Source organism: Pantoea sp. FN0305 (assembly GCF_050113845.1).
GTDB lineage: Bacteria > Pseudomonadota > Gammaproteobacteria > Enterobacterales > Enterobacteriaceae > Mixta > Mixta alhagi.
Window position 1 is genome coordinate 713,676 of record NZ_JBNJSN010000001.1, and the last position, 18,780, is coordinate 732,455.

General features: G+C 48.9%; 20 protein-coding genes and 2 tRNA genes. 12 read left to right on the top strand and 10 right to left on the bottom strand.

The features are described from left to right. Nucleotides 1–143 precede the first annotated feature (143 nt). Complete coding sequence (locus ACQE3Y_RS03275; protein WP_426980856.1) at nucleotides 144–617, bottom strand: hypothetical protein; 474 nt, start codon at nucleotides 615–617, stop codon at nucleotides 144–146. 71 nt (nucleotides 618–688) lie between these two features. Between ACQE3Y_RS03275 and ACQE3Y_RS03280 the strand changes: the two genes are divergently transcribed. Next, nucleotides 689–2,641: a phage head-binding domain-containing protein gene (locus ACQE3Y_RS03280; protein WP_426980857.1), complete on the top strand. Its 1,953-nt coding sequence runs from the start codon at nucleotides 689–691 to the stop codon at nucleotides 2,639–2,641. Between the two features lie 29 nt (nucleotides 2,642–2,670). On the opposite strand, the gene ACQE3Y_RS03285 is transcribed toward ACQE3Y_RS03280, so the two are convergent. The 4 genes from ACQE3Y_RS03285 to ACQE3Y_RS03300 all read right to left on the bottom strand — a co-directional run bounded on the left by ACQE3Y_RS03285 (nucleotide 2,671) and on the right by ACQE3Y_RS03300 (nucleotide 4,872). Beyond that, complete coding sequence (locus tag ACQE3Y_RS03285) at nucleotides 2,671–3,690, bottom strand: acyltransferase (RefSeq protein ID WP_426980858.1); 1,020 nt, start codon at nucleotides 3,688–3,690, stop codon at nucleotides 2,671–2,673. A 683-nt stretch (nucleotides 3,691–4,373) separates the two neighbouring features. Further along, nucleotides 4,374–4,583 (bottom strand): hypothetical protein, encoded by a 210-nt coding sequence (locus tag ACQE3Y_RS03290; RefSeq protein ID WP_085071375.1) that lies wholly within the window; start codon nucleotides 4,581–4,583, stop codon nucleotides 4,374–4,376. Between the two features lie 138 nt (nucleotides 4,584–4,721). Further along, a tRNA-Gly gene (locus tag ACQE3Y_RS03295) sits at nucleotides 4,722–4,795 on the bottom strand. Between the two features lies 1 nt (nucleotide 4,796). Next, nucleotides 4,797–4,872 (bottom strand) — tRNA-Lys (locus tag ACQE3Y_RS03300). A gap of 240 nt (nucleotides 4,873–5,112) precedes the next feature. Here ACQE3Y_RS03300 and ACQE3Y_RS03305 point away from each other — a divergent pair. From ACQE3Y_RS03305 to ACQE3Y_RS03330, 6 genes are all read left to right on the top strand, one after another. After that, nucleotides 5,113–5,526 (top strand): gas vesicle protein, encoded by a 414-nt coding sequence (locus ACQE3Y_RS03305; RefSeq protein ID WP_426972150.1) that lies wholly within the window; start codon nucleotides 5,113–5,115, stop codon nucleotides 5,524–5,526. A gap of 486 nt (nucleotides 5,527–6,012) precedes the next feature. Beyond that, a complete protein-coding gene (locus ACQE3Y_RS03310) occupies nucleotides 6,013–6,360 on the top strand; it encodes a hypothetical protein (protein WP_426980859.1) in 348 nt (115 codons plus the stop codon). A 233-nt stretch (nucleotides 6,361–6,593) separates the two neighbouring features. After that, a complete protein-coding gene (locus tag ACQE3Y_RS03315) occupies nucleotides 6,594–6,935 on the top strand; it encodes an MliC family protein (protein ID WP_426980860.1) in 342 nt (113 codons plus the stop codon). A gap of 98 nt (nucleotides 6,936–7,033) precedes the next feature. Then, a complete protein-coding gene (locus ACQE3Y_RS03320) occupies nucleotides 7,034–7,186 on the top strand; it encodes a hypothetical protein (RefSeq protein WP_250650216.1) in 153 nt (50 codons plus the stop codon). 382 nt (nucleotides 7,187–7,568) lie between these two features. Continuing rightward, nucleotides 7,569–7,781, top strand: a complete 213-nt coding sequence (gene cspE / locus ACQE3Y_RS03325) for a transcription antiterminator/RNA stability regulator CspE (RefSeq protein WP_085071379.1) — start codon at nucleotides 7,569–7,571, stop codon at nucleotides 7,779–7,781. A 391-nt stretch (nucleotides 7,782–8,172) separates the two neighbouring features. Then, nucleotides 8,173–8,319, top strand: coding sequence for a hypothetical protein (locus ACQE3Y_RS03330; protein ID WP_167373296.1), 147 nt, complete (start codon nucleotides 8,173–8,175; stop codon nucleotides 8,317–8,319). Between the two features lie 47 nt (nucleotides 8,320–8,366). Here ACQE3Y_RS03330 and ACQE3Y_RS03335 read toward each other — a convergent pair whose 3' ends face one another. After that, nucleotides 8,367–8,606: a DinI-like family protein gene (locus tag ACQE3Y_RS03335; RefSeq protein ID WP_038625468.1), complete on the bottom strand. Its 240-nt coding sequence runs from the start codon at nucleotides 8,604–8,606 to the stop codon at nucleotides 8,367–8,369. Between the two features lie 187 nt (nucleotides 8,607–8,793). Here ACQE3Y_RS03335 and iraP point away from each other — a divergent pair, with 187 nt between their 5' ends. Then, nucleotides 8,794–9,084, top strand: coding sequence for an anti-adapter protein IraP (iraP, locus tag ACQE3Y_RS03340; protein ID WP_085071380.1), 291 nt, complete (start codon nucleotides 8,794–8,796; stop codon nucleotides 9,082–9,084). A gap of 183 nt (nucleotides 9,085–9,267) precedes the next feature. Here iraP and ACQE3Y_RS03345 read toward each other — a convergent pair whose 3' ends face one another. Continuing rightward, the gene (locus ACQE3Y_RS03345) at nucleotides 9,268–9,591 is read right to left on the bottom strand and encodes a DUF6388 family protein (protein WP_250650215.1); all 324 of its coding nucleotides are present in this window, start codon (nucleotides 9,589–9,591) and stop codon (nucleotides 9,268–9,270) included. Between the two features lie 221 nt (nucleotides 9,592–9,812). Between ACQE3Y_RS03345 and yedD the strand changes: the two genes are divergently transcribed. Further along, complete coding sequence (yedD, locus tag ACQE3Y_RS03350; protein WP_426972157.1) at nucleotides 9,813–10,292, top strand: lipoprotein YedD; 480 nt, start codon at nucleotides 9,813–9,815, stop codon at nucleotides 10,290–10,292. 72 nt (nucleotides 10,293–10,364) lie between these two features. Here yedD and fliT read toward each other — a convergent pair whose 3' ends face one another. The 3 genes from fliT to fliD are packed head-to-tail and all read right to left on the bottom strand — an operon-like array spanning nucleotide 10,365 to nucleotide 12,551. Next, nucleotides 10,365–10,727 carry a flagella biosynthesis regulatory protein FliT gene (gene fliT / locus ACQE3Y_RS03355; RefSeq protein ID WP_426980861.1) on the bottom strand — a complete coding sequence of 121 codons (363 nt, stop codon included), beginning with the start codon at nucleotides 10,725–10,727 and terminating at the stop codon, nucleotides 10,365–10,367. Next, nucleotides 10,727–11,134 carry a flagellar export chaperone FliS gene (gene fliS / locus ACQE3Y_RS03360; protein ID WP_250650212.1) on the bottom strand — a complete coding sequence of 136 codons (408 nt, stop codon included), beginning with the start codon at nucleotides 11,132–11,134 and terminating at the stop codon, nucleotides 10,727–10,729. The genes fliT and fliS overlap by 1 nt, the downstream gene beginning before the upstream one ends. 13 nt (nucleotides 11,135–11,147) lie before the next feature. Then, the gene (fliD, locus tag ACQE3Y_RS03365; protein WP_426972160.1) at nucleotides 11,148–12,551 is read right to left on the bottom strand and encodes a flagellar filament capping protein FliD; all 1,404 of its coding nucleotides are present in this window, start codon (nucleotides 12,549–12,551) and stop codon (nucleotides 11,148–11,150) included. Between the two features lie 252 nt (nucleotides 12,552–12,803). On the opposite strand from fliD, the gene ACQE3Y_RS03370 reads away from it, so the two are divergent. The 3 genes from ACQE3Y_RS03370 (at nucleotide 12,804) to ACQE3Y_RS03380 (ending at nucleotide 18,707) form a co-directional block, all read left to right on the top strand. Next, on the top strand, nucleotides 12,804–13,709 hold the full coding sequence (locus ACQE3Y_RS03370; protein ID WP_426972162.1) for a flagellin: 906 nt from the start codon (nucleotides 12,804–12,806) through the stop codon (nucleotides 13,707–13,709). Nucleotides 13,710–13,912: 203 nt separating this feature from the next. Further along, on the top strand, nucleotides 13,913–14,818 hold the full coding sequence (locus ACQE3Y_RS03375; protein WP_426972164.1) for a flagellin: 906 nt from the start codon (nucleotides 13,913–13,915) through the stop codon (nucleotides 14,816–14,818). Nucleotides 14,819–15,011: 193 nt separating this feature from the next. Beyond that, nucleotides 15,012–18,707 carry a glycosyltransferase gene (locus ACQE3Y_RS03380; protein ID WP_426980862.1) on the top strand — a complete coding sequence of 1,232 codons (3,696 nt, stop codon included), beginning with the start codon at nucleotides 15,012–15,014 and terminating at the stop codon, nucleotides 18,705–18,707. The last annotated feature ends 73 nt before the right edge of the window (nucleotides 18,708–18,780 follow it).

Below are 18,780 nucleotides of genomic sequence, written 5' to 3' on the forward strand. Positions count from 1 at the left end.
TTCCTGTGTGTGCGAATGTCTGAAGAGTGGAGAATCGGGAAAGCTTTCCTGATAGTTAAACGTCCCTGAATCCAGGGGTAGCTATTTGAGCCTGTAAAGCAATGGTGGATGCATTTCAGCCCCTTAATTTAACGTCATGAAAGCTAATAGCTCCGGCACTGAGTTTGATTGCCAAATGTGTAGCAATTCGTTGTGACATTGTTGTTATGGAGTGGAGCTGGCGGTACGTAAGTGGGCTGTCTGTTTTTTTGTTCAATGGATTGCAATGTATTGACGGCCTGAGCATTAAGAAGAGCCTGCTGTATTGCCTGGCTCTGAGCCATTTGGTTAGCTTGCTCCTGCTTCTGCAAGGAGATATAGAAATTTTGCAGCTCAATCCTTGCCTGTATGTCGCTTATTTCTCCGTTATCAACCTTTTGTCCGAGCATCCTTGCAGCCAGTACGTAAAGCTTTGGTTCAGCAGCGCTCGACATTCTTGAGTCATTTTTTACGCTGGAGTCCAGACAAGTAGCCACGTCAGAAAGTCGCGAGAACCGTTGCTCACAACTTGTCTGATAGTCGCTAATTTTTGCGCATCCAGTCAGTGAAATTGCAGCCAAAAAAAACACTTTTTTCATCTTAAAACCCCCTATTAATTTAACGCCAGACGCTTTACCGCGAGGCATGACTACGCCCGGAGCAAAACCAAATGCAAGACATCACAGCGAATGTAGTCGTTTCGATGCCGTCTCAACTCTTTACGGCCGCCCGTTCTTTTAAAGCGCTCGCTAACGGGCGTATTTATATCGGCAAAATTGATACAGATCCAACCATCCCATCAAATCAGATACAGGTTTATGTAGAAAACGAAGACGGCTCAACCGTTCCAATTTCACAACCTATAGTTATCAATTCGGCAAGGTTCCCAGTATACAACGGTCAGATTGTTAAGTTTGTGACCATAGAAGGGCACTCGATGGCCGTCTACGACGCGTACCGCGTCCAGCAGTTCTATTTCCCTAATGTACTGAAATATGATCCGGATCGCCTGCGTCAAGACCTTGAAATCAACGGCGTAGACATCATTCCGCATGCGGTAAAGAGCGTTCCTTATTTTTCTGATCTTAAAAGTGGAAAGCATGGCATCGTTGAAATCGTTATGACTATTGAGCACCATGCGGGAGGACTTGGTGGGGCGAGTTATCGGCGATCAGGTACTACAGGTACTCCATCATCAGGAGATGAAGCTCTTGTATATGATGCTGATGGGATTGGCTGGAAGATGGTTAAACAGCCTGTGCAAAGCGCTCGTGCTTTCGGGGTTTTGGGTAATGGCGTCGATGACCGGGCGGCTATTCAACTTGGGGCAGATTTTGTTGGGCAAAATGGTGGGGGGGTCTTGTGTGTTGAGTCGCTTAATGGATTCAATGATGTAGAGCTAAGTGATTCTTTAACAATAACATTCTCTGGAGTAGAAATTAAGCTTGGTGATGGAGTGCATGTACACACAGAAACGGCTACTCCAAATAAAGGATACTGTATTGGTTTTAGTGGTTCACTAACTTCAGAGAGTGGCAGGATAAAGGGAGTTGGAATTAGAGGTGGTTCCGTTTCCGCTAATGGCTCTGGCAATCTTGACAATGCCATTGGATTTGCAGGTTGTGAGGATTTCTACGCTGAGGATTTATATATCCCTAATGCTGATAGAAAAGCAGTTACGGCACAAGTTAACGTAGTGAATGGCAGGTTTAAAAACATAAGGATTGGTACTACCAGCTATGACGCAGTGTCCATAGAGGGTGACACTGTTAACCATGCGATCAAATCCAGAAACTTTGTCATTGAAGATATTACCATAGAGTCAGCAGGAAGGGATGGTGTGAATTGTTCAGGTGATTCTGACACTGAACATACAGACCAAGTTATATTAAAAAATATCAGGGTGAACAGTGCAGTCAGGAATGGTATGACGTTTCCTCAATGTGATAATGTTTATATAGATCACGATACGAGAGTAAACAACTGTGGTGGTTATGGTATTTCTTTTGTCTCATGTCTTGAGGTGTCTGGTGGCGCTCAAATACTCAATACCCAGTCCGCTGCGCTTGTTCCGGTTAGCTGCAATAGATTCGCATTTGATGCCCGTATTACAAATGCCGGGCTTTCCGGTGAAGGCATTCACGATGCTATCTATATTAATGCTCCATTATCACCGCATTTTATAAAAGCAATAGTATACGGCACATCGCATCGTTATCTTTTCAATAACGCAAGTTCACTAAATGGGCATGTGATTACTTTCCCTTCACACGATTACATGCCGCCAGGGACGGCTGGGTTGTTTGCAGGTACAGTTGCAACGGTTAAAGTCGATGCGCCAAGCATACCAACATTTACAGCAGCGGCTAACCCTAACGTAATAAGCTATGATAGTTTCATGCTCTCTCCTGCCTCTGCCTTTACAATGACGACAATGAACGGGGCGTTACCAGGAAAGGTTGTTACTGTGCAGTTTAATGGGAGTGTTACCGTCGCGCATGGGGCGGTGCCAGGAACAATACGTTTGAAAGGTTCAACCAACGTAACCCCAGCAGCTGGCAGCATGATGATTTTTTCTTATACATCAGAGGGCCTTTGGCGAGAAGTGTCTCGTAATTTCTAATTAAGAAAGCGCTCCATTGGGAGCGCCTATTAGAACATTCTTTTCACAAATGGAATTTTTGAACCGAAGTAAGAAAAGATGCAGGATGTGAAAAACACTATAAGTGTGGTTATAAGTATATAGGATTCCGTAGGGTTAACATCCCCACCTATATGGAATTCTTTCGCTAAAGGCCATATAAACAAGGTGTGTATGCAGTAAACCCCTAGTGCAAAAGAAGAAAACATATTGGCAATCTTAACTACAATAGTATTGTCGATTTTAATGGAGATAAAGAAATAAAATAATGCTATCGCACCTATAATTACAAAAGGTGATAGATAACTATAGAATGTTCCGTTAGGCCTGCCAGAGTTATAGCTAAATTGTTTTGTAAGATACATGGTAAGCAAACTTAATAGTATGTATAAAAACAGTGAGGCAACTGCTGCGAAACTATCTCTTTCCGATTGATTGTCTTTTATCCACGCCCCAATAAAAAAGAAGCCTATATATCCATATATAGTGGTTAGCTGAAATAATCCTGTGCTAATAGTCATTCCAAATGTTGAGTTCGCCACAGGAATTATTGATGATGTTACAAACCAAATGCCAATAAAAATCAATCTCTCTTTCGCGCTACTGTTGTTGTATATTTTTGAAATGAAAGGGGTGAATAAATAAAGCCCGAACATGGCATATAGAAACCAAAGATGTGCAGACGCTGGGCGACTGAATAGCTCAGTTGCGTTGTAAAGCGGAACCCCTACATACATATAATTATATAAATAAAAAATACCACTCCAGAAAACAAGAGGAGGGATTATTTTTGTAAATCTCTTCTTGTAGAATGTTGTAGCAGATTCGTTTCTTGTGATAAGGAAGTAACCAGATATCATAAAGAAAATAGGGACGCAAACACGGGAAAATGAATTGTAAAAATTAGATACATCCCATTCATGTTTCCCAAGCTTCGGAAAGTTTACCGCTGACACATGGATAAACATCACCATGAGGCTGGCAACTATCTTAAGTAGATTTATGTTCGTACTGTTTTTATCTGTACTCATAGTTTCTTTACTCTATTTTATTGCTTTTGTTTAAAATTACAGTGTATGCAGTTTAGCATTTATGTGGAGAGTAAACACTAGATAAGCAATCACTTTTTACGTGGCAAATAATTTAGCCAGATTATCTTAAATAATAAATATTCAGTTCGGCCACGTCTTCTATGGCGGCATCATTACATTTGAGGGTGAGGCCATCGAGGGCGATGCGCTGAGAGAAATGCAGATCATTGGCGTTGTCACGTTTGAGAACGTACAGGTATATATAAAGGAAAGGTAGTCAAGGGCAAGGGATTCAGTGTGGATAGTGTTCTCGATTGGTTTCGTGGTCTACGAAAGCCGCAAGGGGAAGTGAGAAAAATTTGGGACATGCAGGGCTTTGTGACCTTTGCCAAAGCTTTTTTGCTCACAAAACGTGCATTGGATGGGTTAGGGCATATGTAGGGCAAAAAATTACCGCAAAGCAACTCAAAGCCACGGCAGGCAAGGAATCGGTTTGCGGTAATGCATTGCAAAAACACACATCACCCAGCATCAACACAGCATAGCGGCACTATGAGGTGGTTTCATGAATATGCAGGTGTAGTGGGCCAGGTTCAGGCCTGTTGGTTAAATCTCGCCTGGAAAAGATCTGCCTGATAATAAAAAACCCCGCAGGAGCGAGGCTTGTTGAGTTCAGTGGATTGTTACAGCAATGAGAAGTGCCATGAGCCAATGGCTTTTCGGGTCAGGATCATCACCTTTTCCTGCTCATCTATAACGACGTAGAACTGATCTTTAACTTTAAGGTTGCGTGGGAAGCCTTCATTACCGTCGTATCGTACGGTGATTTTGCCCCCAAAAACCTCAGCCTCCGCCTTTTTATCAAACTGGGGCAGGTAAATTGTTTTCTTCACTGTTTCTCCTCCTTCTGATTGCGCGTCGATGCTGTGTGGCGACGGCGCGGCGATCTGCCTGTAATGTTCGATACCGTCCTGAAGTATTCACTAAAATCTGCCGGCTGCGGCATATCGCATGTAAAAAAGAGGGAAGCGTGGAGCGGCCAGCGGGAATCGAACCCGCGTCATCAGCTTGGGAAGCTGAGGTAATGCCATTATACGATGGCCGCCTGGTGGGTCGTGCAGGGTTCGAACCTGCGACCAATTGATTAAGAGTCAACTGCTCTACCAGCTGAGCTAACGACCCAGGCGGGAAGTATCCTACCACAACATATGAGGTAAAAATTGCGTCATATCAAGGGAAGCTGTTACCTGTTACAACATGACAGCAGCAAAAGCGATCAATACATAGCCGGTAATTAAAAATGCGTTATGTTTTTGGCAGGCAGCGAGGGCACCCAACAAGAGCGGGCACATCATCAGGTTTCTACTAAGCTAAAGATATTCTTATCAGCTGTATCACCTTCATTATGGCAAGGGGGATGTGATGTCTGAAGATAGAGAAGTTAAAAACGTCGTGGCAAGCAAGATGCGCGATATGGATTTGGTTTATCTCACTAATATAGTAAATGCGGTCGGCGGATCTTTTGGGATAACCCTTTTCCTGAAAGGCACGGTGATCAGCGGCTTAATGATTTCTGGTAAAGAGTACTACTCAACGCTGGCTGAAAACTTAGCACAGGTGGGAGATATCGGTGAAAACCTGGCGGAACATTTTGCGCGGGTCGCGGATGATGTATACACCCCCGTTTCTGAAAGCGAATCTATCCCGGCAAACTTTATCCATATGAAAGATCTGAGAATTAAATCAGGTAACGGCGAGTTTGATGAAATGCACAATGCCCTGCTACGGCTAAAAATCGAAGAGATAGATGGCCACATTGTGGGTAACGTCTCTTAGCATGCTGTTATGTTTATCAGGCCGCCTGCGGGCGGTTTTTTGTTGCCGCAAGCCACGGGGGGGCGCGTTTTGGACATGGGATAAACAATCAAAAGCTTTTATAATTGATAGCAATAATTAAATGAAATAAGTAAGAATAATTAGCAATCTTTTATCGTGAGCGCTATTTTTTATTACATTAATAAGAAAATTACGAACGCTGAATAATAATTGGGTGGAGGTTTTTAGCCATCGTCAATTCTCAGGGGGGGTTTTTATAAGGTAATCTACTTGATGAAAATAATAAGTTGTCTGAAATTTCATCATTTCCCGCTATCTGTGATGCCAGGGGAAATCTGATTTTAAGCACTATTATATTGAATAAGTGAATTAGGGATAAAACTGCGTTTTTATTCTTGATTTCGATCATTTTATCAACATCAGGCAATGGCTAATAATAGCGCTCTTTAATAAGCATGACAGTTTGTTCTTATTGTTGATTTTTATTTGCACAGCAAAATACCAGAGTTATTTATGAGTAGAATGATTTCAGATTGGTCGCCAGAGCGTATCAGGTCATTACTTAGCTGGATTGAAAAAAGAACGCCTGAAACGGTAACGCTTAATGCTAATGATTTTTCCTCTTTAATGCTTTATTGCGAACAGCTGCACAGTCATGATAGCAGCACGCTGCTGCTGGAGAATGAAAAGCTCAAGAAAACCATTGCCGCACAGGCGCGAAAAATAGAACAGATTAGCCAGTCGCCAGCGAAGGCGAAACGCCTGGCTGTTGCTATCGCAACGATACACAGCTATGCGGATCAAGCGTTAAAATCTGGACGGGTGAAGATGTAGCCTTAATAACGTACAGGGCTTAAAATCCACTCTTGAGTCATTCCCGTTATGCATTCGCTCGCAGAGCCAGGCGGTATCAGCTCTGCGATGCCCCAATTTTGTGTCACTATTATTTGCTGAATGGCGGAATAATTAACGCTAATAATGGGTGTTAATCACGATGGCGGGATAAATTCGGGGCTTTCAGAAAGTACCAAATCCGCCTCCATATGCGCTTATTTTAAGGAGGAGTTATGCATAAAAATCAAGCAGGTCTGGCCGTTATCGCTATGTTGCTCTGCGGATGCAGCACACCCTATTCACTGCCGGGAAAGGGCGTTACCGACACCACTCAGGCGGTTTACCGGTGTGATGATGGGCAACGGCTTGAGGTCACCTATTATAATAACCAGCCCAACGCACTTGCAGTAATAAAGAAGGGCGATGGTCCTGAAATAGTGATGGCTAATGTAATATCAGGCAGTGGGGCGAAATATAACGGTAATACCTGGCAGTGGTGGAGCAAAGGCCGAAGCGGTATTTTTAGCGACCTGATGAAGGATACCACTACGGAATGTCAGGCAATTGCTGAATAGTGATCGTTACTGTTTTCAGCAGGTTTTCGCGTAGTTTTTATCTTGGGCCGCCGGGGCTCTGCTAATCTTTAAGGGAAAGAGATGAGGGGAGCAAATACATGAACAAACGTATACTTTTTGCCATTTTAGCGGTTGCGTTTTTAGCTGGTGCTATTCTTCGTTTTATGGCCGGCGGCATGGCTTTTGGAGTCATGTTTTTAATCCTTGCGGCAGCTTCCGCCTGGTTTAGTATTAAAGCGAAGCGGGAATAGAACGCCTCTGCCATTCAGGTTGCTTTTTGTACGACGTAGCAGAGAATATTAATAAAACAAAGCGCGGCAGCATTATTTTTTTCTATACGTTTCTTTACATATCGCTGCGCTTAGCACCCACAAGCGCTGCGCTTATTATTTCATACCGCACAGTAAAACAATTCAAAATAACGCTTGCGCTCAATTAGGTTCCATGAGTAAATGACGCATCGGTTTGGAAGTCAGACCTTATGAAAGCAGTTTTAGTAAAGCAGTCCTCATTTAAAGCGTTATCTTAGATACCCTTCTTCTTGAGCCTCTTCTAAGTGCCCAGTAAGTATTCTCTGCAATACAGACCTTGTATGCCACGCTAGCTGGCTCACCAATTAAGAAGGAAGTTACTATGTCTAACAAAATGACTGGTTTAGTAAAATGGTTTAACGCTGAGAAAGGTTTCGGCTTCATTTCTCCGGAAGATGGCAGCAAAGATGTATTCGTACACTTCTCTGCAATCCAGAGCAACGATTTCAAAACCCTTGATGAAGGCCAGAAAGTAGAGTTCTCTATCGAGAACGGTGCTAAAGGTCCGTCAGCAACTAACGTTGTTGCGCTGTAAGGCGTTTTAGCCTGTATCAAGCCTTGCGATAGCGATGAGGGTTTTAACCTGAGCAGCAAAGGGCATGATAAAGGCAAAAGCTTCGGTCTGCTGACCGGGGCAATCTTTCAAAAGCGGCTGATTTATCAGTACGTACTTTGAATAAAAGGCTCACTTCGGTGGGCTTTTTTTATGCCTGAAAATCAGATGTGCACGCAAAGTGTTATCAACCGGGCCACGTTAAAGCACATAAAAGGCGGTCAGCAAAAGCCCGGTTTAAAGGCAGTTCGGGACAAACGACAGGCCAGACGCATTAACTGTGACCGCATCGACAAGAGATAAATTTCTTGCCCGATTAGCTACGGCCACCGCCTACACTTATTAAGCCCCTGTCGGGTTACTGGAGGTTAAAATGTCAGAGCGTCCTGATGTAAATGATCCGTTAGAAGATGATGAGCCCGTACCGCAAACGCCGGACGAAATCGCTGACGACGATGACGATGCCGATCCGCTGGAAGATGATGACGATGAAGGCCAGGATCCCAGTACGGTAATCTAGCCAAAAAAAACCGCCCCAAAGGGCGGTTTCTTTATCTGACAGACAGGTTATTCCGCTACCAGCCACATATCCGCTTCATCAAACATTTCTTCAACAATGCGGATAATAATCGATTTATCGCTTTTGCTGGCGTCGCTTTCAATGGCGTTACGCTGCATAGCCTTAGCTTTTACCTCTGCATCCGGGAAAGTGCGATGAATTCTTTTTTGCAGCTCTTCCAGAATAAGTTCATGCGCGCCAGGCAGCCCGGCAACGTTGCGCTTGTCATAAATCAGTTCAACAAACATGGGTAGCAATCCTCTTGATTCGGCACCGCTCGAAGCATCCGTTATCATACTGGATATGCAAACAGTATCAAATGCATTTTTTAACGCGCACATCAGAAATCATTATTCTGGTTGCTTTACGTATTGTCTTATACAACTTGCACCATTTGCGTGGTAGTTTCGTTCGCAAAACTAAAAGGGGATCACCATGAAACACCTTGTCATCGATATTTTGATGAAACTGGCAAAAATGGATGTGGAAGCCAAAGAACTTACAGCGCAGGTGGAGGCACAATCACTGCTGGTTGCCGCGCTGTTGTTAACTGCCGGGAAAGAAGGATCTGACAGCATCGAAAAGAACATTAGCAACGCCATACTGGCTGCTTCGCGGGCATCGCCCGATGTGATCCAGTCTGATATCGATTTGCTTTTAACGCACATTAACCGTTTGCTGGCGGTAACGCGCTATATTGATGAAGACGTGGTAGAGCGAAGTTAAAACAACCTCTGAAGGTGTTGAAGCAGCGACATCTTCAGAGGCAGTACGATGCACGCTTGCAAAATTTGGCGTGATTCTGTTACCGGAAAGGTCAGATAAAAATCCTTCTCTACAATCTTATCTGCTGCTAATCCGACGGTGCGGCATCGTTATTGACGCATTTTACGATAAATTATTTAGCCCTTATAAATCATTTTTCTGGCAAAACTCTTCCCACGTCATCCCCAGTGCTGCCGCGTGCTCTTGCAGATAGGCTTCGATTGCCTGAATCGCTACTTCTTTATCAGGTTCCGCCAGCTGAATAGAAAACAGAATGGCATCCTGATTTTTAGCCCGCAGAAACGCGGCATAAAACCGATCCGCCTGCATACTGCGATACTGTGCCAGCGACATATTAAACCCGTCTGCTTCTTCCTGCGTCAGGCCATCAAGGGCAGCCTGAAAGTCAGGATGGGCTGACAAAAACATTGAACGGGCGATAGCATAATACTCTTGAGGCGTTTTCATGGGCGTAACCTGTAAATAAAGATGGTGTTAAGTGTAACCTGAGGCGACGCAGCTGTCAGGCGATCGCCATTTAACCGCCGCAAAGTTACTCACTGCCCGGGCGGGGTGGGGAAAAATGTCCTTAATCACCTGCATTAACCTGACTGATGCGCAAGTTTCTTGCGCTGGCAGGGGGAAAAATTATAACGTAGCCGCCATCAAATGAAGGTTAGGGAGCCAGAATGAAAAAGTGGATGCTGTTGGGCGCGCTGGCGCTGACGGGCTGTGCACAGATCAATCAATACCAGCAGGCGGTAAAAACACCTGCTCCGGCCAATCTGCAAGGTTACTGGCAAACTATCGGGCCGCAGAGCGGGTTGATTAGCGATCGCGCTATGGGAAGCCTGATTATTACTGCCGAGGGAGATACGCTGGATTGTCGTCAGTGGCAGCGGGTCATCGCAAAACCAGGCAAGCTAACGCTGCTGAATGGAAAATACGTAAACGTTAACAGGCAGCTGCGCGTTATGCCGCTGGAGCTTGAGGGCAGTGAGTTACATTACGACAAACTGACGCTGAAGAAAGTCCAGCAGCCCACGATTGAATGCCAACAGGCGCTGGAGCAGGTTGCGCTTCAGCCAAATGCGGCGGTTATCCAGAACATTGAGCCGCAGAATATGCGTGCTGTTTTTGCCACGCAGCCCGCTAAACGGCAGCCGTAAAAAAGGCGATGACACGCAAGCGCGTGTCATCTGTTAACTTTTTTCGCCCAGGCTTCGATCCGTCACCCTCATTTACAGGTCGGAAGGGTGCAGGACATTACCGGAAAAACGGCTATAGGCGGAGGTGACGTTTTTCTGCTGATTACCCTGATTAACCAGTGAGCGTAGCTCATCCATCCGATTAATCAGCAAATCTTTAATCAGCTTTTCATTATCCAGCAGCTGTTTCAGCAATGGACGAATTTGCGTCTGCATCGCAGCGGGCAGGGGAGTACCTGCTGCTGCCTGCGTCACGCTTTCCACCGCCTGGATATAACCTACTTCATGACCGATCAGCTCATCCCATTGACTCTGCTTCGCCAGCGTCAACATGGTATTACTGAGCATCAGCAACTGCTGATAACGACGAAGCAAATCAACATTAGCTGACATCATCAGGCTTCCTGGGTAGCTTGCGCATTCGGACCGATCTCTTTCCAGGCATCGGCAATATTGGTTAGTAGCCTTTCCACTTCGCTAATAGCCTCCGGATCATTATGCAGGTTGGCGTGCAGCAAACGGCGGGTCATATAGTCATACAAACCGTCGAGATTCGCTGCAATTTCGCCACCAGCCTCATGATTCAGGCCGGCACGCAAACCATTGGTGATAATGTTGATGGCTTTAGAGAGCGCCTGACCTTTACCGGGAATGTCGCCCTGATCCATCAAAATGGCCGCTTTTTTCATGGCGCTTAACGCGCCATCAAATAGCAATACCACCAGCTGATGCGGAGTGGCGCTCATCACGGCACTTTCAACGCCAACCTGGGCGTAGGCCTGGATTCCCGATTTTGCGTACATTTTAATCCTCTGGTTATTTATTCATCGCACTGAACTGTTGGGTCAGATAGTTCCCGGTCTGCGTCATCGATGAGACTAAGGTGCTTAAACTGGTAAATTGTGTTTTATAGCGTGCCATCGTCGCCTCAATCTGCTTGGTGACGCGATCATACTGTTCGGACAGGCGTTTCAGCGTAGTATTAATGCCGTCTTCCGCACGCTGGATTGAGCCGTCAGACGCCAGGATAGACTTTAACTGGGCGCTAACTTGTGTTGCGAAACCGGTAGTGCTGCCGTCGCCTGACAGGAACGTCGCTACGCTGGTCGCTTTTTCATCCAGCGCCTTGTTCAGCTTATCGCTATCTACCGTCAGTTTGCCGTTAATATCCTGCGTCACGCCAATTTGCGACAGCAGCGTAAAATCGCCGCCGGCCTGCGAGGTGGAGAGCGTTGAACGCAGGCGCGTCTGGATATTACGCAGCGTGCCGTCGCCCAACAGATCGCCATTGCTGGTATTTTGAGCGCCGTTGCCCTGATCAACCGCAGTATATTTAGTCTGGTTAGAGATGGTGGTTTGCAGTGAGTTGTAGGCATCAACGTAAGCCTGCACCGCATCAACCATCGGCTGGTTATCTTTTTCCACCGTCAGCGTTTCCGGGCTACCGGCGTTGGTTTTCGTCAGCGTCAGGGTGACCCCTTCTGGCGCATCGGTAATAGTATTGCTGCTGCGCGTGATCGCCACGCCGTTGATCGTCAGCTGAGCGTCGGCGGCAGCGACCTGTTGAGTCATCCCATTGGTCGTCGCAGCTTTGTCATAGCCAATGTACTGTGCCAGCGAGCTGTCGTCGGTGGTGATCGTCATCTCATTAGCGGTGCCGGTATCGCGTGAAGTCAGCGACAGATAATAGGTATTGTCGTCAGACTTGATAATGCTGGCGGTAACACTGCCCTGTTGCTGGTTAATTGCGTCGCGAATATCCGCCAGGCTGGTTTTATCCTGCGTCAGCGTCACGGTCATCGGCTTTTCCTGACCGCTTTGCGCAATAGTAATCGTGCGCGAAGCCATCGCGCTGTCACCGAGATCCGTATCTTTGCTGGTGGCAGATTTAGAGAGCAGCGACTGTGCTTTAGCCAACGCTGTGACTTCCACCGAATAGTTGCCTGCCGTCGCGCTGTTAGCCAGCGTTGCGCTAAAAGCGGTGTTAGTGCTGCTGACCTTGGTTGACGCGATGCTGGAGGTATCCTTCAGCTTATCAGCAGCGGTCTGCAATTTTGACAGCGATGTTTGCACGATGCCCCAGGCCGTCAGCTTCGCTTTATAGGAACTCTGCTGGGTGGTGATCGGGGTCAGGCGTGTTTTTTCTGATGTCTCCAGGCTGTCATACAATGATTGCAGATCGAGGCTGGTTCCCGCACCGAGAGAGCTAACACTTGCCATGTTGTAATCCTTCGTTGGTTGACTATCACTGGAGAGGGTATCGGCAGCGTCTGGTAAAAGCTTAGCCCTGGATAAAAAAATCAATGGGCAGATAAAAAGCCCTTCTTTATTGCACTTCCGGCTTTTACCCGTTTGCGAATTTTTTGAAAATTTTTCTAAAGGTTGTTTTAGCGCTGACGATAATGAGGTTGACGGTGATGAAGCCGTAGAACAGATGCCTGAATCTGAACCATTTTTTAAAGGAAAAACATCATGGCAGTAATTAACACTAACACCCTGTCGCTGATGACTCAGAACAACCTGAGCAAATCTCAGTCTTCTCTGGGCACCGCGATCGAGCGCCTGTCTTCTGGCCTGCGTATCAATAGCGCAAAAGATGACGCAGCAGGTCAGGCGATCGCTAACCGCTTCACCTCTAACATCAACGGTCTTGGCGTGGCAGCACGTAACGCTAACGACGGTATCTCTCTGGCGCAGACCGCTGAAGGCGCGCTGAGCGAAATCAACAACAACCTGCAGCGCGTACGTGACCTGACCGTTCAGGCGCAGAACAGCTCTAACTCTGCTTCTGACATCGACTCTATCCAGGCTGAAGTTAACCAGCGTATGGAAGAAATCGATCGCGTAACCAAGCAGACTGACTTTAACGGCATCAAAGTGCTGAACACCGGTTCTGGCTCAAGCAGCTACAGCTTCCAGGTAGGTTCTAAAGATGATGAAACTATCTCTATCAGCCTGAGCTCAAGCAACGACTACAACCTGTTCAACACCTCCAGCGCGACGGGTGATGTTTCTTCTCAGACCATCAACGGCAACGCACGTACCACCAATGCTGAAGGCTTTGACGTTCTGAGCGGCACCGTGACTTCTGGCGGCGGCACCGACGGTAACCCGCTGGCAGACATCGATAAGGCCATCAAAGCGGTTGACAACCAGCGCAGCCTGCTGGGTGCGTCTCAGAACCGTTTTGAGTCCACCATCACTAACCTGAACAACACGGTAAACAACCTGTCAGCAGCCCGCAGCCGTATTCAGGATTCTGACTACGCAACGGAAGTGTCTAACATGTCCCGCGCGCAGATCCTGCAGCAGGCTGGCAGTTCCGTACTGGCTCAGGCCAACCAGGTTCCGCAGACCATGCTGTCCCTGCTGCGTTAATTGTTATCAATTACGCATCCGACAACGCCCTCATTACGAGGGCGTTTTTTTTAGCGGTTGATTATCGTTTACCTGCATTAATTAATTTAGCGAAGTTGCAAAAAAAACCTAAAGTCCTGCTTAACGTTGTCGATAACATTTATGACGGTGATGAAGCCGCAGGCCAAATGCCGAACCCTAATTTAACTTAAAGGATACTTATCATGGCAGTTATTAATACTAACACTCTGTCGCTGATGACTCAGAACAACCTGAGCAAATCTCAGTCTTCTCTGGGCACCGCGATCGAGCGCCTGTCTTCTGGCCTGCGTATCAACAGTGCAAAAGATGACGCTGCTGGTCAGGCGATCGCTAACCGCTTCACCTCCAACATCAACGGTCTTGGCGTGGCAGCACGTAACGCTAACGACGGTATCTCTCTGGCGCAGACCGCTGAAGGCGCGCTGAGCGAAATCAACAACAACCTGCAGCGCGTACGTGACCTGACCGTTCAGGCGCAGAACAGCTCCAACTCTGCTTCTGACATCGACTCCATCCAGGCTGAAGTTAACCAGCGTATGGAAGAGATCAACCGCGTAACCGAGCAGACTGACTTTAACGGCATCAAAGTACTGAACACCGGTTCTGGTTCAAGCAGCTACAGCTTCCAGGTTGGCGCTAAAGATGGCGAAACCATCGCTATCAGCCTGAGCTCAAGCAACGACTACAACCTGAACAACGCTTCTGGTACAACGTCTCAGACTTCTGGCCAGACCATCAACGGTAACGCTCGTGTTACTGAAGCGAAAGGCTTTGACGTTCTGAGCGGTACTGTGACTTCTGGCGGCACCACCGACGGCGCTCCGCTGGCAGACATCGATAAGGCCATCAAAGCGGTTGACAACCAGCGCAGCCTGCTGGGTGCGTCTCAGAACCGTTTTGAGTCCACCATCACTAACCTGAACAACACGGTAAACAACCTGTCAGCAGCCCGCAGCCGTATTCAGGATTCTGATTACGCAACGGAAGTGTCTAACATGTCCCGCGCGCAGATCCTGCAGCAGGCTGGCAGCTCCGTACTGGCTCAGGCCAACCAGGTTCCGCAGACCATGCTGTCCCTGCTGCGTTAATTGTTATCAATTACGCATCCGACAACGCCCTCATACGAGGGCGTTTTTTTTTGCCTAATCGGCAAAACTAAGCGCTTTTAAGGGGGTTAATCTGCCCCTCATCTTGCCCTCTGCTGCTTGACAATAGATCGTCACCGGTAACCTGTGCTGCCCTGGCCCACAGGAAAACCGTCGTTAATTAAGAGGATGTCAGATGAGCAGGCTATTAATCAGCATCGATCGTTTTGAAGCGTATTCGCTGCATAACAACGAAATACTCGACATTATTGATGCGTTGCTGTCGCAGGGATGGCAGATCGATATCGTTGCCCACAGCGCAGGCAAGGCGCTGGCTGGCGAACTGATGCGGTTGACGCAAAGCGGCGTTTTCCGCCTGATTACGGATAAGCAGGGCGCGCTGGCCGACAGTTATACGCTCATCTGGATCTATAAAGGATTTTTCAGCGGTAAATTGCTGGAGGCGATCAGCGAGCTATCCGCCAGCGCGCCGGTTATTTTCCGCCACTTCAGCGACTACAACGATCTCTATATTCCCTACGGCGTGACGCTGGAAAATCAGCTCGCTTCACGCACGTTATCGCTGTCGCCGCTGGTCACTGAACGCTTGTTAGCCACCGGCGTTGCGCCGCAGCAGTTACACCCACTGCCTTATACCGTCGCACCCGTTTTTGCCGCTTATCAACCTACCCGTATTTTATCTACGCTGCAGCGGGTGCTTTACGTAGCGCCAGAAATGTCAGCGGAAATGTATGAAGTTCAGCAGCGGCTCAGCGCGGCAGGTATTCAGCTGGAATGGTTTGATAACAGCCAGCCGGTCAGCCGCATTCAGCCTGACTGGCTGGAGAAGTATGATGTGGTTATCGGCAGCGAAGAGATTGCGCCTAAAGCGCTGGCGCTGGGGATCCCGCTGTTTCTCGCCGCTGGCGGCTATGTGGAAGGCTACCTTGGCGCAGAGAATATTGCCCGCTGGGAAGGTGAGCACTTTACGGCGGTCAACCTGCGATCCTGTCCGGATGCTGATGAGTGGCTTGAGCTGCTGATGCAAGGATTTACGGCGGCAGCAAAATGGTCACGCCAACAGCAGGCGGCGCACCAGCAGAAATGGAGCATCTCCTCTCTGCTTGAGGCGCTGATCAGCGCGCCGCTGGTCGCTAAGAGCTGGAAGGCGGATGAAAAATCCCTTTATGCGCTGCGTTTTCATAGCCAGACGGTACTGGCTGCGGCGGATAACAAAAACTACTCCATGGAGCGCTGGCTGGAAGATCGCCGCATCAGCGATACGCGTCGTCAGGCACTGCAGGCGTTTGTACAGTCACTGCCGGAAAGCGGCAGCATTGGCGTGGCTATTATCGATGAGCAGGGCGACAGTGCCCGATCTCAACGTTCGCTTGCTTCGGTGATGCAGCAGTCATGGCCGCCGGTGAGTATCGATATTTTCAGCGTGGCTGATTTAACCCTGGCAGAAGGCGAGGTCGCCCGCTGCGCACTGGGCTGGCCAGCTGAGCTCAACCGATTAATAAATCACTCATCCGCTGAAGCATTGCTGGTGTTGTCGGCAGGCGACGAGCTGTTGCCGGATGCGCTGCTATTGCTGGCGGAGCAGCGCTTACGTCAGCCCGCAACGCCATTCTGGTATATGGATGAAATGTATAGCGACGGTATCAGCGAGCCCGACGTGGTGCTGCGACCCGATGTGAATATCGATCTGTTACGCAGTACACCTTATATCGGGCGCACACTGCTGTTCAGTCGCCCAACGGCGCAGGCGCTGGGTGCCTTATCTGCGGATTATCCGCATCTCGGCCTGTTCGATCTGCTGTGGCGAGCCGTGGAACAGCAGGGCGCTGGCGCGCTGGGTCATCTGCCGGAAGTGCTGGTAAAAAGCAACGATCGCATCAGGGAGTGGGCGGAGCGGGAAGAGGTGCGGGATGAATATCAACGGATGGTAGCCGCGCATCTGCAACGGCTGGGCATTGCGGCCACGCTGGAGCCGGGGCTGACGCCGACAACGCAACGGGTGCGCTACCGTTGGGAAAGCCAGCCGCTGGTTTCAATCATCATTCCCACGCGCGATCATTTTGCGTTGTTAAAAGCCTGTATTGAAAGCCTGATGGAGAGTACGCGCTATCAACGTTATGAATTATTAATTGTTGATAATCAGTCAACTGACCAGCAAGCTTGCCGCTTTCTGAATGACCTGCAGGCGCTGGGCGTAGAACAGATCCGCGTGCTGCGCTACGACGCGCCGTTTAACTATGCGGCGATCAATAACGCTGCCGCAGAACAGGCACGCGGCAACCTGCTGCTGTTTTTAAATAATGACTGTCAAATCATCGAGGGCGAATGGCTTGATGCGCTGCTGGAACAGGCGTTAAGGCCGGAAATCGCGCTGGTGGGAGGACGTCTGGAGTTTCAGGATGGTCGCGTACAGCACGGCGGCTATCTGCTGGGCGTCCGCAACGGTGTGGATAGCCCATGGGAAGGGGCGGCGAATGAGAGTCAAGGCTATCACGGCTATCTGAAAACCGCGCATAACCTGACCGCCGTTAGCGCCGCCTGCATGATGGTACGCAGGGAGGTCTTTTTCAGCCTTGGCGGCTTCGACGCAGAACGCTATCCGCTCTATTTTGCCGATGTGGATTTAGGGCTGCGGGCCGTTCAGCAGGGTTATCTTAATGTCTGGACGCCCTGGGCGCGCGTCAGGCATATGGGCGGCGCAACGCGGCTGCTGGCGGAAAAATTTCAGGTGCAGGAACGTCCATTACTGCCGGACTACGCCACGCTGCGCGCTCAATGGAAAGGCGCGCTGCTGAATGATGCCAGCTATCATCCGCGTATGCAGCGCATGGGCAAAGCTTTTAGCGTAGGGCCGGGTACGGCACGCTTTCAGCCGCCGTTACCGGGGCGACCGCTGCCGGTGATCCTGGCAAACCATGTGAACTGGCAGGGCTGCGGCCATCATCGCGTCGTTCAGCCGTTTAAAGCGCTGGAAAGCAATTTGCTGGCAGAAGGCGGTCTGATCCACGGTATTCCCGGCGTGATGGAAGCCGCACAGCTGCAGCCCGATGTGATCCTGCTGGAACTGCTGAGCGGCAGCCGCTTCCCGGCCATCATGGCGCAGTATCGCGAGGTGTGCGATGCCAAAATCGTGGTGGAATATGATGATTATCTGCTGAATGTGCCGTTGAAAAACGGCAGCCGCAAACACTTCCCCCAAAATATGGTGAAAAACCTGCGCAAGGTGATGGAAAGCGCTGACTGGATTGTCGTCTCGACTGCGCCGCTGGCTGAAGCCTATAGCCGTTTCCATCACGATATTCGCATTGCGCAGAACCGTCTTGCCGAAGGGCAATGGGGACATCTGCTTAGCGAGCGCGGTACGGGGCGCAAAGTGCGTATCGGCTGGGCTGGCGGCAGCTCGCACGCGGGCGACCTGGAAATATTATTACCGATCATCAAAGCGCTGGAAGGCGAGGTGGAGTGGGTGTTTATGGGCATGAAGCCGCGCGGCATCCAGTGTGAGTTCCATCCGGGCGTACCTTTTGAGATGTACCCGGAAAAACTGGCCAGCCTGAATCTGGATTTGGCGTTAGTGCCGCTGGAAATTAATCAGTTCAACGAATGTAAAAGTAACCTGCGGCTGCTGGAGATCGGCACCTGTGGGGTGCCAATCATCGCCACCAACATTGAACCTTATCGTTGCGGTCTGCCGGTAACGCTGGTTGAGAACCGTTTCAAAGACTGGATGGCGGCGATACGCGCGCATCTAAACGATATGGCAGCAACCCGCCGTCAGGGCGATGCGCTACGCGAAGCGATCCACCAGCAATGGTATTTGCGCGGCAGCGGTCTGGATGACTGGCAGCAGGCGTGGCTTACGCCGCAGTAATTTACCTGCGGGTGCCATAACCGGCGCCCGTCAATACTGCACAGTGCTGCGCCGGATTAACCGTGTCGGTTTT